A 20257-nucleotide genomic window follows, 5' to 3' on the forward strand; every position below is an offset into this window, starting at 1 on the left:
GGGCGCCCGACCCGCCTCTTCGGAGGCCCGGCAGATGTGAGACACACCGCATTTTCGCGGGAACACGCCAGTTCACGGGGTCACATAGCCTGCGGGGGAACGTACCACGCCTACATCATGAGACAATCGACCAGTGGCACGTGGCGACGGAAAACTTTCTCATGATCTTCTCCCCGGCGAAAAAGGCCCTCAGGACGCTTGTGGCGTCTTTGGGGTTTGGGCTCCCGGTGAAGAAGTAGCAAAACTCACCTATTACGGGCTGTATGCGCTGCAGCACCGCGGACAAGAATCGGCTGGTATAGCTACCAGTGACGGCAAGCGCATCAATGTCTATAAGGACATGGGCCTTGTGTCCCAGGTCTTCGATGAGACAACCCTGAACACCCTTACCGGGCACTTGGCCGTTGGCCACTGCCGGTATTCCACCACCGGTGCAAGCCACTGGGCCAACGCGCAGCCAACACTGGGTGCAACAGCAACCGGCACGGTCGCTTTGGCCCACAACGGCAACCTGACCAATACCGCTGAACTCCGGGAAATGATCCTTGAGCGCAACGATGGCCAGCTGACCGGTGAGATGAAGCAGGGCAACACCTCGGACACCGCCCTGGTGACCGCTCTCCTTGAGGGTGAAGAAGGCAAGACTCTGGAGCAGACCGCCCTGGAGCTGCTGCCCAAGATCAAGGGTGGCTTCTGCTTCGTCTTCATGGATGAAGGAACCCTCTACGCAGCCCGCGATACGTACGGCATCCGTCCGCTGTGTCTGGGCCGTCTGGAGCGCGGCTGGGTTGTCGCTTCCGAACAGGCTGGCTTGGCCACCGTTGGCGCGAGCTTCATTCGCGAAATCGAGCCGGGCGAGTTCATCGCCATTGACGAGGATGGCGTCCGTTCGCAGCGCTTCGCCGAGGCAACCCCCGCCGGCTGTGTCTTCGAATATGTCTACCTCGCCCGCCCGGACGCAGCCATTGCCGGCCGCTCCGTGTACGAGGCCCGCGTGGAGATGGGCCGCCAGTTGGCCCGCGAAAACACGCACGAGGCAGACCTCGTCATTCCCGTTCCCGAGTCCGGCACACCCGCGGCCGTTGGCTATGCGGAGCAGTCCGGCATCCCGTTCGCCCATGGCTTCGTCAAGAACGCCTACGTGGGACGCACGTTCATCCAGCCCTCGCAGACCCTGCGCCAGCTGGGTATCAGGCTCAAGCTCAACGCCCTGGAATCTGTGATCCGTGGCAAGCGCATTGTTGTGGTGGATGACTCGATCGTCCGCGGCAACACGCAGCGTGCCATCGTCCGGATGCTCCGCGAAGCCGGTGCCGCCGCAGTGCACGTCAAGATTTCCTCTCCCCCGGTTCAGTGGCCTTGCTTCTACGGCATCGACTTCGCCTCCCGCGCGGAACTGATTGCCAACGGTGCCACCATCGAGGAAATCTCCACGGCAATCGGTGCGGACTCGCTGGCTTACATCTCTGAAGACGGCATGATCGGCGCCACCCAGCAACCGCGCGAACGCCTCTGCACCGCATGCTTCACCGGCCAGTACCCCATCGAGCTGCCGCACGCGGATAAGTTGGGCAAGAACCTGCTGGAGCGCACCGACCTCGGCGGCCTTGAACCGGCCGCTCAGGCCGAGTCTGTGGATGATTCCGAGGACCCTGCCGACAAGCCGGGGGCCACGGGGTGCGATCCCGGACCTGACGCCGAATTCGAAAACCTCCTTACCGACGCTGATCGTTTGACCGACGCCGACAAGAAAGAGTCTGTATGAGCTCCGCACCATCCGCCGCTGAGAATAACTCCGGTATCACCTACGCCTCCGCGGGTGTCGACGTCGAAGCGGGAGACCGCGCAGTCGAACTCATGAAGGGCGCCATTAAGGCGACTCACAACTCGTCGGTGATTGGCGGCGTCGGCGGTTTCGCTGGCCTGTACGACGTCTCACAGCTGCTCACCTACAAGAAGCCGTTGCTGGCAACGTCCACTGACGGTGTTGGTACCAAGGTTGCCATTGCGCAGGCCATGGACATTCACGACACCATTGGTTTTGACCTTGTGGGCATGGTGGTGGACGACATCGTGGTGGTGGGTGCCGAGCCCCTCTACATGACCGACTACATCGCCTGCGGCAAGGTTGTCCCGGAGCGCATCGCTGACATCGTCCGCGGTATCGCTGCTGCCTGCTCCGTTGCCGGCACCGCCCTGGTGGGTGGCGAAACCGCTGAGCACCCGGGCCTCCTGGGTGAGCACGAATACGATGTTGCAGGTGCCGCTACCGGCATCGTCGAGGCCGACGCCTTGCTCGGCCCGGACCGTGTCCGCGCCGGCGACGTCGTGATCGGCATGGCATCCTCTGGCCTGCACTCCAATGGCTACTCCTTGGTCCGCCGCGTGATCAACCACGCCGGTTGGGCCCTGGACCGCCAGGTCTCCGAACTCGGACGCACCCTGGGCGAAGAACTCCTCGAGCCCACCCGCGTTTACGCAGCCGACTGCCTTGACCTGGCCCGCACCTTCCCGGTGCACTCGGCCAACGCGGTTCACGGCTTCAGCCACGTCACCGGTGGTGGCCTGGCAGCCAACCTGGCACGCGTCCTCCCGCAGGGCCTGGTGGCCACGGTTGACCGCAACACCTGGGAACTGCCGGCCATCTTCAAGCTGGTCTCCGAGCTGGGCAACGTCCCGCTGGCCGACCTGGAGCGCACGCTGAACCTCGGCGTGGGCATGGTTGCCATCGTTTCCGCTGAAGCTGCCGACGCCGCAGTGGCCCGCCTCAACGACCGCGGCCTGCCGTCCTGGGTCATGGGTACCGTATCTGCTGACAGCGACTCGATCGACAAGACCGGCCCGGACTACGTCCAGGGCGCCAAGGGCGTCGACGGCGGCGCTGTCCGCTTGGTGAACGCCTACGCCTAAGCGGTTTATCGCCTCATAGGAGCGGCCGGGCAGTCACAAACTGCCCGGCCGCTCTTTTGCGTCTCCCCTACCCATCTAAGTCGCAGATCAAGTCGTTCTCAGCGCTCAGAACGACCTGATCTGCGACTCAGTTGGGTTCCTAGACCTGGATCAGGCTCAAGACGCCACCCTGCGGATCCTGGATGGTAGCGAGGGACCCCGTTTCGGGCTTGTCCTCCGGTTCCACCAGAAGCTCTCCTCCCGCTGCCACTGCTGCTTCCACGGCTTTGCGCAGATCCGCTACACCGAAGTAAATCTGCCAGCCGACATCGTCGCCTTCATCGGCAGGGACAATGCCGGCCACCTCGTCACCATTGACCATCAGCGTGCTGTAGCTGCCGCCGTCGTCCTGGGGATATTCGGTGACCTCATGCCCGAACAACTGCTGGAAGAACCCGACGGCGGCCTGTGGCTCAGGCGTCAACAGTTCAGCCCACGCCAATGCTCCGGGCTCGTTGAACAAGTGACTACCCGTGTGAGTTCCGGCCTGCCACACGCCGGTGGTTCCACCGCCCGGAGGTTCAATGAACGCCAGGACACCCGTGTCCGCCACGGCCTCAGGGCCAAACTGGAGCTTCCCGCCCGCATGGACCGCATCCTCAGCGATCTCGTCTGTATCTGTGGCAGAGATGTAGATGTTCCACTGCCCCTGCGTTCCTGCGGCCTCCTGCAGGGAATTCTGCGGGGCAATGACGGCCACCAGCTGATCCTTGATGAACGCCTGCGCATAGCTGCGGCCGTCCGGCGTGGGCAGGTCCTTGAAGGTCCAGCCGAACACCTGGCCATAGAAGGCTTTGGCGGCCTCGACGTCCCTCGTCTGGAGGTCAGCCCAGCACGGCTCACCACTGGCGTAATGCTTGCGTGAAGTCATGCTGCCAAGCCTGTCATGATGCTGAACGCAGCGCCTGCCGGGTCCATCAGAACTGCCATCCGTCCAACTCCCGGTACGTCGAAAGCCGGAGCAATCACGTGGCTCCCCAATTCAACGGCCTGCACCACCGTGGCGTCGATATCCACCACGTTGAAGTACGTCATCCAGAACGGCGACAGCCCTTCAATGGGCAACGTGAGCGCACCCGCAATTCGTCTTCCATTCACCAGCAGGCTCGTGTACTCCTGCAGGTCACCGGCCGGCTCGGTTTCGCTGCTGCACCCAGTCACAGCTTCATAGAAGGCTACGGCTTTGGGGACGTCATTTGTCTGCAGTTCATTCCAAATCATGGTTCCCGGCTCGTTCACCAGACCCGAACCGGGATGGTTGCCGGCTTCCCAGAAACCAATCTGAGCACCGGTGGGATCTGTGGCGAAGAACATACGTCCACTGCCATTGGGGACCGAGTCGGGAGGAAAGAGAAGGGTCCCACCCGCAGCTTCCACCCGCCGGGCGGCCTCGTCGGCAGAGTCCACCGCTAGATAGTTGGCCCAATAGGAGGGCATTCCCGCTGGAGCATCGGGCTGCTGCTGCATCATCCCGGCCACGTAGCGTCCCTGGAGTTTGGCCATGTAATAGGTCATGCCATTCCCGGCGTCCATGGCGTCCAGCTCCCATCCGAAGAGGTCGCTGTAAAACTTCTTGGAAACATCAATGTCGGTGGAAGACAGGTCCACCCAACATGGTGTTCCCTGCTGATAACTCTCGACCTCCGGCATGGATTACCCTTTCGATGCGCTCGACCTCCAGCCTACGCAAAAAAGGACCCCCAGGGTACGCCAATGAACGGCGTGGCCTGAGGGCCCTTTTCAAAAGAAATACGGCATTCGAAAATGCGCGATGACCGTAATGTACGACGGCGGTCCGCAACTCAGTGCCCAAGGCACCTGTTGGTTGCGACAGCTATCCGATCCGGCGGGTGTCAACCTCGTCGTCTTCATCTTCCGCGTACTTATCCTCGTAAGCCGAATAGTCCGGCTCCGGGGGATCTTCGGGGAAGTGGCTCTTTACACGACTGGACGGACCCGTGAGCTCCCGCTCAAGTGCCGAATAGTCAGTGTTCGGGGAGTAGTACTTAATGTCCCGAGCCTGCTTGGTAGCTTTTGCCTTTTGACGGCCGCGCCCCATGGCGTGACCCCCTTTTGTACTTGGACCGGAGGTGGTCACCTTGGCTATCGGTGAGGCCCCGGAATGTTTGGTCAATTTGTCGTATGTCTAGATTACATGCTTTCGGGGGTGCCCGCGCGCCACCTGACCCCCGCGTCCGGGCCGACCACAGCCGAAACCACGCCGTTGCACCTCCAAGCGACGCGAAAATTGGGTAGAGTCGGCCTCAATGCGGCTCCACAGCAGGAAGGCACACCCCGGAATATGAGCCAGGACAACACTTCACCACGCGATGGTTCACCACGCGATAAGGGCGAGGATGGAGTACCTTCCGCGCCCCAAACTCCGCCATCACCGGGCCAACAACCGCCGGCAGCTCCTTGGACGCCGCCATCAGGCCTGCAACCGGATCCAGCCCCCGATCTCGACCCTGACTTTGTGCCCAACCCGGCAGAACAGCCCGATCCCGCATTGCCGCCCAGGGATGCGGAGTCAAGCAATAAAGCGGACGCGCCCATATACGCAGGCACACAACCGTACGCGGGACAGCAGCCCTTCGCGGGCCAGCAACCGTATGTAGGCCAGCAGCCTTATGTTGGTCAGGAGTGGCCCCAGAGGCCGGATGAGCAACAGGAACCTCAGGGGGATCCCGTCAAGCGGCAGCGATGGGTCATCGGCGGAATTGTGGTTGGCGTGCTGATACTCATTGGCGTTGTCATCTGGGTCCTGCTCAACCTGCTGGGGACCCGACCTGAAGCATCCGTAGCCTCTCCCAGCGCAGCTCCTACAGCCGGACCGCTCCCCCGCGACGCGGAGGCCACGGACTTCCAGGTGGGCGACTGCTTCTCCAGCTTTGATGCGAATTCCTCAAAAGCCAGAGCCGTGGCGTGCGATACCGAACACTCGGCCCAACTGGGCGCCGTTTTCAGCTACCCGGCTGACGAGTCCTTCCCCGGAACCAACGCGCTGAGGGATAAGGGGCGTGAGGTGTGCAAGGACGTGAGGCTCAACGAGGCGGCCGACAATTACATACTGCTCCAGCAGAACGTCTACCCGAGCACCACTAGTTGGGACCGGGGCGACCGCCGCGTTGATTGCTTCATCGTGGTGGATTCAGGCAACACCATCAAGGAAGATCTCCTCAGAAAGTAGCCTGAAAAACTACTTCCTGCGAACCGTGAGGCCCGTACCTGCGGGAGCGCCGCCGTCGGGACCTGTCAGTGCTTCGAAGCCCTCCACAGTGAGTTCGTCGAGGTCAGCAGCGGTGTCCACCAGCACTGTGTCGCCGTCGCTTATTTCGCCCGCAAGGATCTCCTTGGCGAGGCGGTCGCCGATCTCCCGTTGAACCAGCCTGCGCAGTGGCCGTGCACCGTAGGCAGGATCGAATCCGGACATGGCCAACCACGCACGTGCGCCATCAGAGACTTCCAGGCTCAGGCGGCGCTCACGGAGCCGGTTACCCAACTCCGCCACGTGCAGCTCAACAATCCGGGCCAGTTCCTCCACGGACAGCGGATCAAACAGCACGATCTCATCCAGGCGGTTCAGGAACTCCGGCTTGAACGATGCTTGAACCACTGCCATGACAGCCTCACGCTTCGTCTTGGCATCCATGGTTGGGTCCACCAGGAACTGGCTGCCGGAGTTGGACGTCAGCACCAGGATGGTGTTGCGGAAGTCCACGGTGCGGCCTTGGCCGTCGGTGAGGCGTCCGTCGTCGAGAACCTGCAGAAGGATGTCGAAGACCTCCGGGTGGGCCTTCTCCACCTCGTCCAGCAGCACCACGGAGTACGGCCTGCGGCGGACTGCCTCGGTCAGCTGGCCACCTTCTTCATAGCCCACGTATCCCGGAGGAGCACCCACCAGACGCGCCACCGAGTGCTTCTCGCTGTACTCGGACATGTCGATCCGGATCATGGCGCGTTCGTCGTCAAAGAGGAAGTCCGCCAGAGCCTTGGCCAGCTCAGTCTTACCCACCCCGGTAGGGCCAAGGAACAGGAACGAACCCGTGGGGCGGTTGGGATCGCTGATGCCGGCACGGGCGCGACGCACGGCATCGGACACGGCCTGAACAGCCTTGGACTGCCCGATCAGCCGCTTGCCGAGTTCCTCTTCCATGTGGAGGAGCTTCTGCGATTCGCCTTGGAGCATGCGGCCGGCCGGAATTCCCGTCCAGGCCGAAATGACTTCCGCGATGTCGTCCGCGGTCACGTCCTCGGCAACCATCAGTTCCGGCTTCGAATCGCTCCGGGCTGACTCCTCCTCAGCGGCGGCACTCAGCTCCCGTTCGAGGGCGGGCAGCTCTCCGTAAAGGATCCGCGACGCCGATTCCAGGTCGCCTTCGCGCTGGGCCTTGTCCGCGACGGAACGCAGTTCGTCGATCTTCGCTTTGAGATCACCCACCCGGTTGAGCCCGGCTTTCTCGGCTTCCCAACGCGCATTCAAGGCACTCAGTTCTTCGTTCTTATCGGCTTTGTCCGCACGGAGCGCTGCCAGCCGTTCCACCGAGGCAGGATCGGTCTCGCCTTGGAGGGCCAGCTCTTCCATGGTCAAACGGTCCACGGCACGGCGAAGCTGGTCGATCTCTTCCGGCGCGGAGTCGATCTCCATACGAAGCCTGGACGCGGCCTCATCAACGAGGTCAATTGCCTTGTCCGGAAGCTGCCTGCCGGAGATGTACCGGTTGGACAGAGTAGCCGCAGCTACAAGGGCGGAGTCAGCGATAGCCACCTTGTGGTGGGCCTCGTAGCGCTCCTTCAGACCGCGGAGGATGCCGATGGTGTCCTCAACGCTGGGCTCGCCAACATAGACCTGCTGGAAGCGGCGCTCCAAGGCAGGATCCTTCTCGATGTTCTCGCGGTACTCGTCCAACGTGGTGGCACCGATGAGTCGCAGCTCCCCACGGGCCAGCATGGGCTTGAGCATGTTGCCGGCATCCATGGCACTTTCACCCGTGGCCCCGGCACCAACTACCGTGTGGATCTCATCAATAAACGTCACGATCTGGCCGTTGGAGTTCTTGATTTCCTCAAGCACAGCCTTCAGGCGTTCCTCAAACTCGCCACGGTACTTGGCCCCGGCCACCATGGACGCCAGGTCCAGGGCGATGAGGGTTTTGCCCCGCAGGCTTTCCGGGACGTCTCCGGCCACCATGCGCTGGGCAAGGCCTTCGACGACGGCGGTCTTGCCAACACCGGGTTCACCGATCAGCACGGGGTTGTTCTTGGTGCGGCGGCTGAGGACCTGGACGACGCGCCGGATTTCGCTGTCACGCCCGATCACGGGATCCAGTTTGCCGGAACGGGCCACGGCAGTGAGGTCCGTGCCGAATTTCTCCAAGGCTTGGAAGGTGTTCTCCGGATCCGGCGAATTGACGTTCCTGTCCCCCCGGACACCCGGCAGGGCGGCGAGCAGCGCCTCATGGGAGGCACCGGCGTCGCGCATTAACTTTCCGACGGCGTCACTTCCGGCGGAGAGGCCCAGCAGCAGGTGCTCAGTGGACACGAAGGAGTCGCCGAGTTTGTCGGCCTCGTTCTGGGCAGCTTGGATGGCTTGCATGGACTGGCGGGACAACTGCGCCTGCTGGACCGAGCTTCCTGACGATGACGGCAGCGCCTTGATGGCCGAGCTGGCCTGCACGCTCACCGCATCAGGGTCTGCACCCGTGGCCCGCAAGAGCGCCACAGCAACGCCCTCGCGCTGGTCCATGAGGGCCTTCAGCAGGTGGGCGGGCTCAAGCTGCGGGTTACCGGCAGTTGAGGCGTTCATGGCGGCCGCAGAAAGGGCCTCCTGGCTTTTGGTGGTGAATTTGACGTCCAAAGAGTGCTCCCTTTCTGGAGTGATACCTGTGATTACAAAGTTGAGTCTACTACGCTCAACTTTGCTTTTGGGTCCACTGGGTTCAATGTTTGCCCACGGCGAAACCAGTGTCCAGAGTCCACCGGTTTCTGGGGAAAGTAGGCTGGGGCGATGGACACCATTTCAACCGCGGCCGAACTTGAAGAACTCATTGGATTGCCCCTCGATCGCACCAGGAAGAAGGTGCGCACCTCCCTCAGCGATTTCGACCGCCAATGGCTGGCAGCCAGCCCTTTTTGCGTGATCTCGACGACGGACGCGCTGGGTCGCGTGGACGCCTCACCCAAGGGCGATCCCGCGGGCTTCATTCAGGTCCTGGACGAGCACACCATCGCCATCCCGGAACGGCCTGGCAACAAGTTGGTGTTTGGCTTCCACAACATCCTGGAAAACCCGAACGTCGGCATCCTTTCCGTGGTTCCCGGCCGCACCGACACCCTCCGGATCAACGGGACCGCACAAATTGTCCGCGACGCCGACTTCTTCGATCTCATGGTGGTCAAAGGGCATCGGCCGCGCGCCGCCGTCGTAGTTTCCGTGGAGGAAGTGTTCACCCACTGCGGCAAGGCGTTCATGCGCAGCGGTCTGTGGCAGCCCGAGACCTGGGATGCCGACGGCCTGCCGAGCATCGCGGCCCTCGCAAAGACTTACACCCAGCCCGAAACTCCCTTGGAAGAGCTCGAGACTTATTACGGACCGTCGTACGCCGAGCGGATGTACCGGGAGTAACACCCGCCCTGAACATCAGGCCGGGTAGACAGACACCAGCGCAGACTTGACCACAAACCGCACGTCCATGCCCGGAACCAACCCCAAATCGGCGGACGCTGCCGGGGTAATATCCGCGGACAGAGCCTGGGCCGAATCTCCGGCACGGACCCGTATCTGGTCACCGTGCGGTTCAAGGTCCGTGATGGTGACGGGAAACGAATTGCGGGGGCTTCCGTGAACATCCCCCAGGAAGACGGAAACGCTCGACGGCGGGAACGCTGCCACGCCTGCCTGGCCAGGTGAAGGTGACCATCCGGAATCGTGATGGCCGGCGAAAACCCGGCCATCCGGCGTCGTAATTCCATCCTCGGTGATGGTCCCGGTGACAAGGTTCAGCCCAGCGAGTCCGGCCGCGAAGTGGCTTCTGGGCCGCTCAAGGACCTGACGGGTGGCTCCTACTTCGGTTATATGACCCTTTTCCACAACAATCACGCGGTCGGCCAGCATGTAAGCGTCCAGGACATCGTGGGTGACGATGATGGCCTTCCGATCCTGCAAAACCCGTTTGAGCACGCGGCGGAGCAACGGTGCTGCGTGGATGTCCAGAGCTGCCATGGGTTCATCGAGCAGCAGAAGCTCAGGCTCGGCGGCCAAAGCCCGGGCTACAGCGACACGTTGTGCCTGCCCACCCGAGAGCTGGGCTGGTTTTCGCTTGGCCAAGTTCGCGGCGTCAACTTCCTCCAGCCAGTGATGCGCGGTTTCCCGTGCCGCCGCAGTGGAAGCACCTGCACTCCGCGGGCCGAAGGCCACGTTATCCAGGGCGTTCAGGTGTGGGAACAGCAACGCTTCTTGGGCCAGGAGCGCAGTCCCGCGCAGGTGCGGCGGGCTCCACAGGTGGGTGCCGCCGTCGAGGTTGAAGAGCTCTTTATCCCCGATTCGTGCCGACCCGGAATCCGGCCGCAGCAGTCCTGCGATCACACCCAGCAGAGTGGATTTGCCCGCACCGTTGGGACCGAGGATGGCCACGGTTTCGCCATCTTTGAGGCTGAGTGACATCTCGAAATTTCTGGAACGGAGGCTGGCCTGCAACTCAAACGTCATGGCCGCACCTCCGCGGGTGTGCTGCTCCGCCGGGCACCGTAGCTGAGCCCCACAACGGCAACGGCCACCGCCACCAACACCAAGGACAGGGCCACGGCGGCGTCGGCATCCGTCTCCCGCTGCAGATAGATCTCCAACGGCAAGGTGCGCGTCACCCCTTCAAGGCTTCCGGCGAAGGTCAAGGTTGCGCCGAACTCCCCCAGGCTGCGCGCGAAAGACAACACCGCGCCGGATGCCAGCCCCGGCAAGACCAAGGGAAGCGTGACGCGACGAAGGACGGTGGTGGGCCGCGCCCCGAGAGTCGCCGCGACGGCCTCATACCTGTTTCCGGCCGACCGCAGGGCACCCTCCAAACTGACCACCAAGAAGGGCAACGCCACAAACGTCTGAGCCAAAACCACTGCAGTGGTTGAAAACGCGATCTGGATACCTGCCGCTTCCAGGGACTTCCCCAGGAGGCCCTGCCGGCCGAACGTGTACAGGAGCGCGATGCCCCCGACGACGGGCGGCAACACCAGCGGCAACAGGACGAACGCCCTCAGTAACCGCTGGCCCGGAAACTCGCCACGCGCCAGCACCAACGCCAACGGAATGCCCAGCACGATGCAAAGGACCGTGCTGGCAGCCGAGGTTCGCAAGCTCAACCCCAGTGCAGCCAGCGAGGACTCGGACGTGATCAGCGGAACGAACTGCGGCCAGTTCACCTTGGCCAGCATCGCAACCAGAGGAAGGACCACCAGAAGCCCGCCCACGGCTGCGACGGCATAGATCCAGCGCGGGATCCCTTGGTAGCCGGTGGCGGTTTTCATGATCTCCTTACAGTGGTGCGTTCTGTGGCCCAGCCAGGCTAGGGTGCGTTCCCGCTAGGGTGCGTTCCCGCTAGGGTGCGCCCCGCTAGGGTGCGTTCCCGCTAGGGTGCGTTCCCGCTAGGGTGCGCCCCGCTAGGGTGCGTTCCCGCTAGGGTGCGCCCCGCTAGGGTGCGTTCCCGCTAGGGTGCGCCAAATCCGGCGTCACCCAGAACCTTCTTGCCTGCTTCGCTGGTGACAGAAGCGATGAACGCCACCGCCAGTTCCTTGTTCTGGCTGGAACTTACCGTGGCGATCGGATAGGTATTCACTGCCGCGTCGGACTCAGGGAAGGGAACGCCCATGACCTTGTCGCCTGCTCCCTTCACGTCCGTGACGTAAACCAGTCCGGCGTCGGCCTCGCCCGAGGTGACCTTGCCGAGGACATCGGTGACTGACGATTCTTCACTGACAGGGCTCAACGTGATGCCGCTGGCCTTCTCCACCGTTTCCGTTGCCGCGCCACAGGGAACCTGGCTGGCGCACGTCACTACTTTGACGCCTGGCTTGGCGAGGTCAGCGAGGGACGAGATCGACGCCGGGTTGCTGGGTGGGACGGCGATCTCCAGGACGTTCGTGGCGAAGTTTGTTGCGGTACCGTCCAGCAGTTTGGCGTCGGCCAGCTTTGTCATGTTCTTGGTGTCCGCCGAAGCGAAGACGTCTGCGGGGGCGCCCTGGCTGATCTGCGTGACCAGGTCCGAGGAACCGGCGAAGCTCAGTGTCACCTTGGTGCCCGGGTTCTTCGCCTCGAAGTCCTTAGCCAGTTGAGTGAACGTGGCTTTGAGGGACGCGGCCGCGAAGACGGTCACTGTTCCGCTCAGTTGGGATGCGCCGCTGTTGCTCGTTGGCGTCGCGGCAGGGGCCGTGGCGCCGCAGGCCGTGAGCGCGCCTGCCAATCCAAGCGCAACCGACATTCCCACGATGCATTTCTTTAGGCGAAGGGTCCTCATATGATGCTCTTTCCTTGCGGAGTTTCGATGATGACAGTGGTGGCTTTGACCACGGCCGTGGCGACGGATCCGAGTTCCAGCCCGAGCTCACGGACGGCCTCGCTGCTCATGAGCGACACCACCCGGAAGGGGCCACACTGAAGCTCCACTTGGGCCATGACCTTGTCAGCGGTAATTCCCGTCACCAGGCCCACAAAGCGGTTCCGTGCAGAACTTCCGGAACGCGAGGGGTCGTCCGGGAGGTGTGACTGATCCCGGGCCAACGTGGCGAGCTCCAGCCCATCCACGGCCAGACGTCCTGCGCCGTCCTTCTGGGCAGTCAGCGTCCCGTTCTCCGTCCAGCGCCTCACGGTATCGTCGCTGACGCCGAGGAAGCGGGCGGCTTCGGAAATTCGTATTTGCGGCATGGATTGAGTGTAGTTCCGTGTTTGCGGTTCAGGAGCCTTGAATGTTCCGCAAACGAAATATGACTTCGAAGCCGCGGCGCACCCTTTCCCGCCTGAGGCACCCCTTGGGTGTTCCCATCGCGCCCGGTGGCGCACGACGCACCCGTAAGCTCTGGTGCGCATGGCGGAAAGTGGTGCGCCGCCGTCGTCGTGCTCTAGCCGCCGGGGACCCGCAGTCGTACCCTGATCTGGGGGAGAGTTTCACTTTCAAAGGAACGTCCCATGGAATGGATTCGTCCGGACAGTCCGGACTATGACGAAGCCCGAAAACTCTTCAATGCCATGATCGACCGCAAGCCGGCCGTCATTGCCAAATGCTCCGATCCCGGCGAAGTTGCTGAGGCCCTGAGCTACGCGCACAACCACAATTTGGACGTAGCTGTGCGTTCCGGCGGGCACTCAGTGGCGGGCATGTCCACCAACGACGACGGGCTGGTGGTTGACGTCCGCCCCATGAAATCAATCCGCGTAGACCCTGAGGCGAAAACCGCCACAGCCGGCGCCGGGCTCACCTGGGGAGAATTCGATCGCGCCACGCAACAGCACGGTTTAGCGGTCACCGGCGGCCGGGCGTCCACCACAGGTGTCTCTGGATTCACGTTGGGCGGGGGCTCCGGATGGCTGGAGCGGTCGTACGGTTTCGCGTGCGATAACCTCCTTTCCGTAGACCTGGTCACAGCCTCCGGAGATCGCGTGACCGCAAGCCGGGACGAGAATCCCGAGTTGTTCTGGGCGCTCCACGGCGGGGGCGGAAACTTCGGCGTGGCCACGTCCTTGACGTTCCAACTCCACGATGTGGGCCCCACTGTCATGGCCGGCCTCATGCTGTTCCCCGGGGACGACGCACAGGGTCTATCGCGCGCCTACCGGCAGATTGCTTTGGAAGCACCCGACGCCGTCGGAACCGCCCTGGTGTACCTCACCGCCCCACCGGAAGAATTCGTCCCGGAAGAGATGGTGGGCAAGCTCGCCGTCGGGATGGCATACATCTACGCGGGCAGTGTTGAGGCCGGCGAGGAGCACGCCAAGCCGTTCAAGGACCTCGGCCCCTCAGTGGACCTCGTCTCGCCCATGGAATACGCGGACTTCCAGTGCATGATCGACGACCCCCCGGACCACTACAACTACTGGAGCGCCGACTACCATAACGAGCTCACCGACGATGCACTGGACGTTCTGGTGGACTCGGCGCAACACCTTCCCGGCCCGAACTCGCAGCAGCTGGTGGCACGGTGGGGCGGAGCCGTGGACGGACCTGCTGCAGCGAACACGCCGTTGCAGCACCGCGGAGCCGCGTGGGTCAGCCACCCGTTCGGCCTGTCCGAAACCCGGGAGGGCGGGCAGGAGGCAAAAGCCTGGGTCAAGCAGTTTCGGCAGGACATCGCACCCCACACCACGGGCGGCGTGTGGTTGAACTTCATCGGCGACGAGGGGCAGGATCGGATCATGGCGGCCTACGGCGAACAAAATTACCGGCGACTGTCCTTGGTGAAACGCCAGTTCGATCCCGACAACGTGTTCCGCGGCAACCAGAACATCCTGCCGGCTGAGCACTGAGTTTCTGCACTCCTTCCCAGTTGCCGTGATCAGCGCGGGCAGAGAAGCCTGTACTTCCGGGACGGCAGCACGGCGGTAGACGTCCCGATGGCCGGCAACTGGGAAGGATCACATGGGTACACTTTGGCAATGGCCATCTACGTCGACCCACCCTTGTGGCCAGCGCATGGAACCGTGTTTTCGCACCTGGTTTCGGACTCGTCGCTGGATGAGTTACACACGTTCGCGGCCGCCGCCGGAGTTCCCGAGCGAGCCTTCGACGGAGACCACTACGACGTCCCCGAACGCCGCTACGACGACCTCGTTTCCGCGGGCGCCATCCCTGTGGAGGCCCGCATCCTGGTACGCAAGCTCATTGCCAGCGGACTCCGCATCCCCGCTCGTGAACGGAGCAAGGCCTTGACAGTGCCTCTGATGGAACGCTGGAACAGCACCTATCCCGGCCACGAGGAGCTGGGTCTGGAGTTGCTGGAACGCTGGGGAGAGGACCGCAGGAAGTATCACAGCCGGACACATCTCCTCGCAGTCCTTGAGGCCTTGGATGTGCTGGCCGAACCTGCCCTGCCTGCGCGGACCGTCGCCCTGGCAGCGTGGTTTCACGATGCCGTCTATGAAGGAGTCGCCGGGCAGGACGAAGAAGAGTCCGCACGTTTGGCAGAGGACCGTCTAACAGCCACTGGTTTGGCTCCCCACGAGGTAGAAGAGGTGGCGCGCCTGGTCCGGCTCACCTCCACTCACCGTCCAAAGACTGGTGACTACGCGGGTGCACTGTTGTGCGACGCCGATCTGTCAGTGCTCGGCGGTGACCAGCAGTCCTATGCTCGCTATCGTGCCGCCGTCCGCGAAGACTACGCCCACGTCAGCGACGACGACTTCGCGAAGGGGCGCGCCGCCGTCGTCCGCGATCTTCTGAGATTGGACCCGCTGTTCCACGGCGAACGCGCCAAGGCACTCTGGTTGGAGGCTGCCCGCCGGAACCTCGCCAGCGAACTCGCGTGAGCGGAGCCGTCGGCCTTCAGCCGTGTGCGAGGAGTTCCAGCCCGACGACGGCTAGGCCCAACAGGAACTCCGCGCCCAAAGCAATCAGTTTCTTCCACCAGGCCATCTTGACCCTGCGAACCGCCAGATAGCCGATCAGGACCAAAGCCGTGATCAGAGCGATGGTTGAGGCCCGCAACGAGGCTTCAACGCTCCATCGACCCAGGGCAGCCACGGCGATGAAGATCAGCGGCAGAACAATCGCTCCGAAGGCGCCGAAACTGGTGCGCGCCATGTGCGATAGCTCGGAACGGGTGGGAGTCTTTGCGTGGACAGCCAGGTGTGAGACGAGGTCGGCCACGAACACCGCCAGCAATGTTCCCACCACTGTGATGGCGAGCGTTGAAGCGGCTTCCCCGGCAGAGAGCGTCTCCGCGTGTGACTGCAAGGCAAGAACAACCGCCAGCCCGGTGAACGTCACATAGACGCGCTCCTTAAGTGCTTCGGCTCTGTGCTGGGCGCTGGGCTGGGCGTTGTTAGTCACTCGCCAAGATTACTCGCCAAGGTTCCAGGCGGACGGTGCCAAGCTAGCATAGAGGTGTGACCTCCTACCTCTTGGCTTCCCCTGACGTCCCGCTGGCCGTACCCGACGTCGAGCATGTCCTGGCTGTCCGTGGCGTCGGCGGTTACCGCCAGTACCGCATCCCCGCCCTCGCCGTCAGCACGCGGGGCACCGTGTTGGCCGCTTACGACGGCCGGCCCAACCTGGACGACCTCCCCAATCCCATAGATCTCCTCCTACGCCGCAGCTACGACAACGGAATTACCTGGGAGCCTCAGCAGCTTGTGCGCACGGGTTCAGGTCTTCACGGCTTCGGCGATCCAAGCCTTCTGGTTGACACCGAAACCGGGCGCATCTTCATGTTCCACGCGGCAGGCACCCACGCAGGCTTCTTCGAGGCCGTTGCCGGATTGACGCCCGATGACGACGTGCAGCATGCTGACGTCAGCTTCTCCGACGACGACGGCGGCACCTGGCAGCACCGCCGGCTCACCGGACAGCTCAAGCACGGTGCCATCACGGGCCTTTTCGCCGCAGCTGGCCAGGGAATCCAAATACACGTTGGCCCCCACAAAGGCCGGTTGGTGCAGCAGTTTGTGCTGCTGGTGGACGGTGCCATTATGGCCGCCTCCGCGTTCAGCGACGACCACGGCGAGACATGGAGCCTGGGTGACCTGATCGGAGCGGGTCCGCAAGGGATCGGGCCCAACGAAAACAAAGTTGTGTGTTTGGACGATGGCCGGCTGCTCCTGCATTCGCGGGCAACGCCGTGCAGGTTGTCGTCTGTGTCCGAGGATGGCGGGCAGACCTGGAGCCCGCTGCGGCCCATCCCGGAGCTACCCGACCCCAGTGACAACGGTTCAGTGGCGCGCTTCGACGGCCTTCCCGGTGTTGCTGCCCACGCGACGCCTGAGACCTCAGAGTGGCTGATCGCCAGCAACAATCAAGACCCGCAGCTACGACGGAATACCGTCCTAAGCCTCTCACCCGACAACGGCGCCACCTGGCCGGCCAAGCTGTTACTGTGCGTGGGCAGTTCGGCTTACTCGACGGTTGCGCGGCTGCCGGACGGGAACATCGGAGTTCTGTACGAGCGGCACGGCTACCGGGAGATCGTGTTCGCTTCGATCCCTGCCGAACAGCTCACGGGGCAACTTCACCGCGTGCCCGCAGCGGCCCAGGGCTCTTTGGAGCCCACTGGCTTGGTCTTCGACATGGAGCTGCGGTCCATCACTCCAGGCAGGCCCGCTGTATGGCAAAACGCCGGCGACTTCCACGTCATTCCGTCCAACAGCGACGGCGAATGGGACGTGCAGACCTGGAAGGAAATCGGCCAAGGCTACTCCGAGCAAGACCAAGTCCTGGGCACTCGCGAGGCTCAGGATCTCAACTACGGAACCATCATCCCGGGGTACAAAGCCGGGGATATCCTCGCTTTCACCGGACGCATCCGCAACGTCGGCACCAAGCCGACTACCGGCGTCGTACTTCTCGGACCGCACAACAACGCAGACCGTTTCCCGCCCGCGGACCTGCTGCCCGGCGAGCACGCGCTGTACTTCACGCCGACCTACACCGTCACCGAGACGGACCTGACTCGCGAAACGCTGGACCTCGTTTTCACGGCAGAGGCCGACGGCGGCAGGGTGCGTTTGGAGCGGACGTTCCGTTTCAACCTGCGCACCGGCGCCGTGGTTGCTTCTTAGCGGCCGTGTGTATTAGCGGCGGCGCCGCTCAGCGGTAGGTGCTGACGAACGGCTGGCTGGTGGGCACAATCTGCTTACCGAGGGGCATGAGCGATACCGGGATCAGTTTCAGGTTGGCGATGGCCAGAGGGATTCCGACAATGGTGATGGCCATGGCAACCGCCGTGACCACGTGACCGATCGCAATCCAGATGCCCGCAACCAGAAGCCAAATCACGTTGCCAAGGAGCGCAAACACCCCGGATCCGCCCGGCTTCTCAACCACCATTTGACCGAAAGGCCACAGGCAGTAAGCACCGATCCGGAACGAAGCGATGCCCCACGGGATGGTGACGATGAGAACGCAGCAAATGATGCCTGCCGCGAAGTAACCCAAGGCCAGCCAGAACCCACCGAAGACAAGCCAGATGATGTTAAGGAGCGTTTTCATAGTCTTCATTCTGCCCTGTTGGCCTGACAAAAAGCCTAGGGGTCTGCCCTGAATCTTCCCTGACTTCCAGCTGCACGTACTGCTCCACTAGGCCACTTGGCAGGGCGGCGGTTCAACCAGCCAGGAGGCCGTCCAACTTGTCGAACGAGGTACCCCAGCCGTCGCGGGTCATTTCTACCCACTCCTCGGACGCAAACGGCCCTTGGGTGAGATTCATCCGGGTGCGTCCGTTGAGGTCCTCGAATTCGAGGTGCATTTCCTCGTACTCGTGGTCAGCGTCGGGAGCGGCCTTGGCCTGCGCCACCAAGAGAGCCGGGCTGTTGAGCTCGGTGATGGTGGCCTCGATGGGCGCCGACTGCTCGCCGTTCTCATCCGACCACACCATGACTACCTGCCAAACGCCGCCAACCCGGGGCTCAACGATGATCTGATCGCGTGGAGCCTCCACCTCCACGGGTCCGAACCACTGGGTGAGTTTGTCCGGCTCCATCCAGGCTTCAAAAACCTTCTCGCGTGGAGCATCGAATTCGCGGCTCATCGTCAGGGTGTGCTGTTCCGTGCTCATGGCTTTAACTCCTGGTGTCGGTGATGTTCGATGTCCAAGTAGTGGTGCGTCAAGCTAAATCGTGTCGTCATGATCGAGCCTAGTTGGCCCCACCGACACGATCAGTGAATCTAAGCCTTGGCGGCTTCGACGAAAGCTCGGATCTTGGCCAGGTCCTTCACGCCGCGGGATTCCTCGACGCCGGAGGATACGTCCACTCCCCAGGCGCCAGCCGCAGTTGCGGCGAAGGCCACATTGCCGGATTCGAGCCCTCCAGCAAGGAGCCACTCCCGCCCGTCAAGTTCTTTCTCGCGCACGGAGGCGTAGTCCCAGGACTCCCCTGAGCCGGGAACAGCGGCATCGATCAAGAACATGTCCTCGCCCAGATCAGCGAACTCATCCTGCGGGGCACCCATGGTGACGGCCCGGATGAGCCGCATCCCGGCGTCGTGCACTTTTGTGACGTCGCTGACTGTCCGGTGACCGTGCAATTGCACCCATTCGAGGCCGGCGGCACGGGCCGTGGCCACCGCATCAGCGGCGTCCTCATGCCGGAAAACACCCACAGCATGAACACCCTCCGGCACCAGCGGCAGCAAAATGCGTACCTGATCCGGGCTGACTTCGCGTGGGCTGGCGGTGAGAACAAAGCCAACCGCGTCCGCACCGGCGTCGACCGCTTCACGCACGGATTCGGGCGTGCTCAAGCCGCACACTTTGACGAACATTCCCGTGCCTCCAGCCGTAATCAGAACGTTTTCCACATATGACGTTAGCAAGCCGCAATGCCAACGCAGAAGCCTCGTCCACCACTAGGCTGGTCGAATGGAGATTATCCGCTTTGCCGACGTCCGCCCCGAACCGTGGCGCAACGGGGGTGGGGTGACGCGCGAACTCGCCAGCCATCCGAAGGCCGCCTCCGCACAGGACGGCGCCTGGGATTGGCGGGTCAGCATCGCGGACGTTGCCAAAGCGGGCGAATTCTCCACTTTCCCCGGCATGGAACGGGTCATCACCATCATCGACGGCGAACTACTGCTCCTCACGGTGGATGGCGCGGAACACCCGCTGGAGAAGTACCGTCCGTTCCGGTTCTCGGGCGAGGCTGCGTCCTCGGCCACCCTTCCTACCGGCGACATCCGGGATTTGAACGTCATCGCACGCGCCGGGGCTTTCAAGGCTTACACCTCCATTGTCGAAATCTCCAAGAAGCGCGCGCACCCGGTCTTCGAGGGCCAGCTAGCCGTTCTGCTTGAGGGTAAGGCGACGGTCGCGCTCGGGGATTCTGCTGATGACCAGTCTGACGGCGACTCCCCGGCTCCTAGCGTCGGTGAACCTGTCGAGTTGTCGCGATACGACGCCGTGGTGGGCTCAGATACCCGCAGCCCAGAGATCTCGGGCCGGGGCTTCGTGGCAGTGATCTCGATCGACCATGTAGAGCCGTCGCACTCCTGAGCTGGTGACTTTAGCCACCAGAGGTGGCCACACCGCAAGGGAGTTGCTAGCCTGAAACGAAGGTTCCCCTCTGGAACCTCCGGACGACGGTTCAGTACCCGGCATGCGACAAGACTGGCCAAAGGAA

At 62.9% G+C, this 20257-nt stretch carries 20 protein-coding genes and 1 riboswitch; of the genes, 8 read left to right on the forward strand and 12 right to left on the reverse strand.

All coding sequences use genetic code 11. From position 1 onward, the window contains the following. The first annotated feature begins 133 nt into the window (after positions 1-133). The gene (gene purF, locus CQ020_RS12085; protein ID WP_105692072.1) at positions 134-1765 is read left to right on the forward strand and encodes an amidophosphoribosyltransferase; all 1632 of its coding nucleotides are present in this window, start codon (positions 134-136) and stop codon (positions 1763-1765) included. Beyond that, a complete protein-coding gene (purM, locus tag CQ020_RS12090; RefSeq protein WP_105692073.1) occupies positions 1762-2910 on the forward strand; it encodes a phosphoribosylformylglycinamidine cyclo-ligase in 1149 nt (382 codons plus the stop codon). The genes purF and purM overlap by 4 nt, the downstream gene beginning before the upstream one ends. A 139-nt stretch (positions 2911-3049) precedes the next feature. Here purM and CQ020_RS12095 read toward each other — a convergent pair whose 3' ends face one another. From CQ020_RS12095 to CQ020_RS12105, 3 genes are all read right to left on the reverse strand, one after another. Further along, the gene (locus tag CQ020_RS12095; RefSeq protein ID WP_105692074.1) at positions 3050-3820 is read right to left on the reverse strand and encodes a VOC family protein; all 771 of its coding nucleotides are present in this window, start codon (positions 3818-3820) and stop codon (positions 3050-3052) included. Continuing rightward, positions 3817-4599 (reverse strand): VOC family protein, encoded by a 783-nt coding sequence (locus tag CQ020_RS12100; RefSeq protein WP_181151863.1) that lies wholly within the window; start codon positions 4597-4599, stop codon positions 3817-3819. The genes CQ020_RS12095 and CQ020_RS12100 overlap by 4 nt, the downstream gene beginning before the upstream one ends. A 184-nt stretch (positions 4600-4783) precedes the next feature. Next, positions 4784-5008, reverse strand: a complete 225-nt coding sequence (locus CQ020_RS12105; RefSeq protein WP_105692076.1) for a DUF3073 domain-containing protein — start codon at positions 5006-5008, stop codon at positions 4784-4786. A gap of 417 nt (positions 5009-5425) precedes the next feature. Here CQ020_RS12105 and CQ020_RS12110 point away from each other — a divergent pair, with 417 nt between their 5' ends. Then, positions 5426-6139, forward strand: coding sequence for a septum formation family protein (locus CQ020_RS12110; protein ID WP_258141861.1), 714 nt, complete (start codon positions 5426-5428; stop codon positions 6137-6139). Between the two features lie 9 nt (positions 6140-6148). On the opposite strand, the gene clpB is transcribed toward CQ020_RS12110, so the two are convergent. Then, positions 6149-8806: an ATP-dependent chaperone ClpB gene (gene clpB / locus CQ020_RS12115; RefSeq protein ID WP_024818184.1), complete on the reverse strand. Its 2658-nt coding sequence runs from the start codon at positions 8804-8806 to the stop codon at positions 6149-6151. 150 nt (positions 8807-8956) lie between these two features. On the opposite strand from clpB, the gene CQ020_RS12120 reads away from it, so the two are divergent. After that, a complete protein-coding gene (locus CQ020_RS12120; protein WP_105692078.1) occupies positions 8957-9574 on the forward strand; it encodes an MSMEG_1061 family FMN-dependent PPOX-type flavoprotein in 618 nt (205 codons plus the stop codon). Between the two features lie 15 nt (positions 9575-9589). Here the strand turns inward: CQ020_RS12120 and CQ020_RS12125 are convergent, their stop codons facing one another. The 4 genes from CQ020_RS12125 to CQ020_RS12140 form a co-directional block, all read right to left on the reverse strand. Then, positions 9590-10657 carry a sulfate/molybdate ABC transporter ATP-binding protein gene (locus CQ020_RS12125; protein WP_105692079.1) on the reverse strand — a complete coding sequence of 356 codons (1068 nt, stop codon included), beginning with the start codon at positions 10655-10657 and terminating at the stop codon, positions 9590-9592. Further along, positions 10654-11466: an ABC transporter permease gene (locus tag CQ020_RS12130; RefSeq protein ID WP_105692080.1), complete on the reverse strand. Its 813-nt coding sequence runs from the start codon at positions 11464-11466 to the stop codon at positions 10654-10656. The genes CQ020_RS12125 and CQ020_RS12130 overlap by 4 nt, the downstream gene beginning before the upstream one ends. A gap of 179 nt (positions 11467-11645) precedes the next feature. After that, the gene (gene modA, locus CQ020_RS12135) at positions 11646-12416 is read right to left on the reverse strand and encodes a molybdate ABC transporter substrate-binding protein (protein WP_258141869.1); all 771 of its coding nucleotides are present in this window, start codon (positions 12414-12416) and stop codon (positions 11646-11648) included. 32 nt (positions 12417-12448) lie between these two features. After that, positions 12449-12859, reverse strand: coding sequence for a molybdopterin-binding protein (locus CQ020_RS12140; RefSeq protein ID WP_090823153.1), 411 nt, complete (start codon positions 12857-12859; stop codon positions 12449-12451). 261 nt (positions 12860-13120) lie between these two features. On the opposite strand from CQ020_RS12140, the gene CQ020_RS12145 reads away from it, so the two are divergent. After that, complete coding sequence (locus CQ020_RS12145; RefSeq protein WP_105692082.1) at positions 13121-14455, forward strand: FAD-binding oxidoreductase; 1335 nt, start codon at positions 13121-13123, stop codon at positions 14453-14455. A 129-nt stretch (positions 14456-14584) separates the two neighbouring features. Continuing rightward, on the forward strand, positions 14585-15454 hold the full coding sequence (locus CQ020_RS12150) for a DUF4031 domain-containing protein (protein WP_105692083.1): 870 nt from the start codon (positions 14585-14587) through the stop codon (positions 15452-15454). Between the two features lie 16 nt (positions 15455-15470). Here the strand turns inward: CQ020_RS12150 and CQ020_RS12155 are convergent, their stop codons facing one another. Further along, positions 15471-15977: a hypothetical protein gene (locus CQ020_RS12155; RefSeq protein WP_105692084.1), complete on the reverse strand. Its 507-nt coding sequence runs from the start codon at positions 15975-15977 to the stop codon at positions 15471-15473. Between the two features lie 56 nt (positions 15978-16033). On the opposite strand from CQ020_RS12155, the gene CQ020_RS12160 reads away from it, so the two are divergent. Beyond that, on the forward strand, positions 16034-17701 hold the full coding sequence (locus CQ020_RS12160; protein WP_105692085.1) for an exo-alpha-sialidase: 1668 nt from the start codon (positions 16034-16036) through the stop codon (positions 17699-17701). A gap of 28 nt (positions 17702-17729) precedes the next feature. Here CQ020_RS12160 and CQ020_RS12165 read toward each other — a convergent pair whose 3' ends face one another. The 3 genes from CQ020_RS12165 to CQ020_RS12175 form a co-directional block, all read right to left on the reverse strand. Next, a complete protein-coding gene (locus CQ020_RS12165; protein WP_024818194.1) occupies positions 17730-18131 on the reverse strand; it encodes a YccF domain-containing protein in 402 nt (133 codons plus the stop codon). Positions 18132-18243: 112 nt separating this feature from the next. After that, complete coding sequence (locus CQ020_RS12170; RefSeq protein ID WP_105692086.1) at positions 18244-18696, reverse strand: SRPBCC domain-containing protein; 453 nt, start codon at positions 18694-18696, stop codon at positions 18244-18246. A gap of 110 nt (positions 18697-18806) precedes the next feature. Then, positions 18807-19403 (reverse strand): phosphoribosylanthranilate isomerase, encoded by a 597-nt coding sequence (locus tag CQ020_RS12175; protein ID WP_105692087.1) that lies wholly within the window; start codon positions 19401-19403, stop codon positions 18807-18809. A 97-nt stretch (positions 19404-19500) separates the two neighbouring features. On the opposite strand from CQ020_RS12175, the gene CQ020_RS12180 reads away from it, so the two are divergent. Beyond that, positions 19501-20130, forward strand: coding sequence for a HutD family protein (locus CQ020_RS12180; RefSeq protein ID WP_105692088.1), 630 nt, complete (start codon positions 19501-19503; stop codon positions 20128-20130). Between the two features lie 57 nt (positions 20131-20187). Next, positions 20188-20253, forward strand: a riboswitch (guanidine-III (ykkC-III) riboswitch). The last annotated feature ends 4 nt before the right edge of the window (positions 20254-20257 follow it).

It is taken from the genome of Arthrobacter sp. MYb23 (genome assembly GCF_002979775.1).
GTDB lineage: Bacteria > Actinomycetota > Actinomycetes > Actinomycetales > Micrococcaceae > Arthrobacter.

Coding starts and splice junctions, on each gene's coding strand:
- CQ020_RS12105 (WP_105692076.1), bottom strand. CDS start 5,008: ATGGGGCGCGGCCGTCAAAAGGCAAAAGCTACCAAGCAGGCTCGGGAC.
- purM (WP_105692073.1), top strand. CDS start 1,762: ATGAGCTCCGCACCATCCGCCGCTGAGAATAACTCCGGTATCACCTAC.
- modA (WP_258141869.1), bottom strand. CDS start 12,416: ATGTCGGTTGCGCTTGGATTGGCAGGCGCGCTCACGGCCTGCGGCGCC.
- CQ020_RS12170 (WP_105692086.1), bottom strand. CDS start 18,696: ATGAGCACGGAACAGCACACCCTGACGATGAGCCGCGAATTCGATGCT.
- CQ020_RS12175 (WP_105692087.1), bottom strand. CDS start 19,403: ATGTTCGTCAAAGTGTGCGGCTTGAGCACGCCCGAATCCGTGCGTGAA.
- CQ020_RS12130 (WP_105692080.1), bottom strand. CDS start 11,466: ATGAAAACCGCCACCGGCTACCAAGGGATCCCGCGCTGGATCTATGCC.
- CQ020_RS12100 (WP_181151863.1), bottom strand. CDS start 4,599: ATGCCGGAGGTCGAGAGTTATCAGCAGGGAACACCATGTTGGGTGGAC.
- CQ020_RS12125 (WP_105692079.1), bottom strand. CDS start 10,657: ATGACGTTTGAGTTGCAGGCCAGCCTCCGTTCCAGAAATTTCGAGATG.
- CQ020_RS12095 (WP_105692074.1), bottom strand. CDS start 3,820: ATGACTTCACGCAAGCATTACGCCAGTGGTGAGCCGTGCTGGGCTGAC.
- CQ020_RS12140 (WP_090823153.1), bottom strand. CDS start 12,859: ATGCCGCAAATACGAATTTCCGAAGCCGCCCGCTTCCTCGGCGTCAGC.
- CQ020_RS12180 (WP_105692088.1), top strand. CDS start 19,501: ATGGAGATTATCCGCTTTGCCGACGTCCGCCCCGAACCGTGGCGCAAC.
- CQ020_RS12165 (WP_024818194.1), bottom strand. CDS start 18,131: ATGAAAACGCTCCTTAACATCATCTGGCTTGTCTTCGGTGGGTTCTGG.
- CQ020_RS12150 (WP_105692083.1), top strand. CDS start 14,585: ATGGCCATCTACGTCGACCCACCCTTGTGGCCAGCGCATGGAACCGTG.
- CQ020_RS12145 (WP_105692082.1), top strand. CDS start 13,121: ATGGAATGGATTCGTCCGGACAGTCCGGACTATGACGAAGCCCGAAAA.
- CQ020_RS12120 (WP_105692078.1), top strand. CDS start 8,957: ATGGACACCATTTCAACCGCGGCCGAACTTGAAGAACTCATTGGATTG.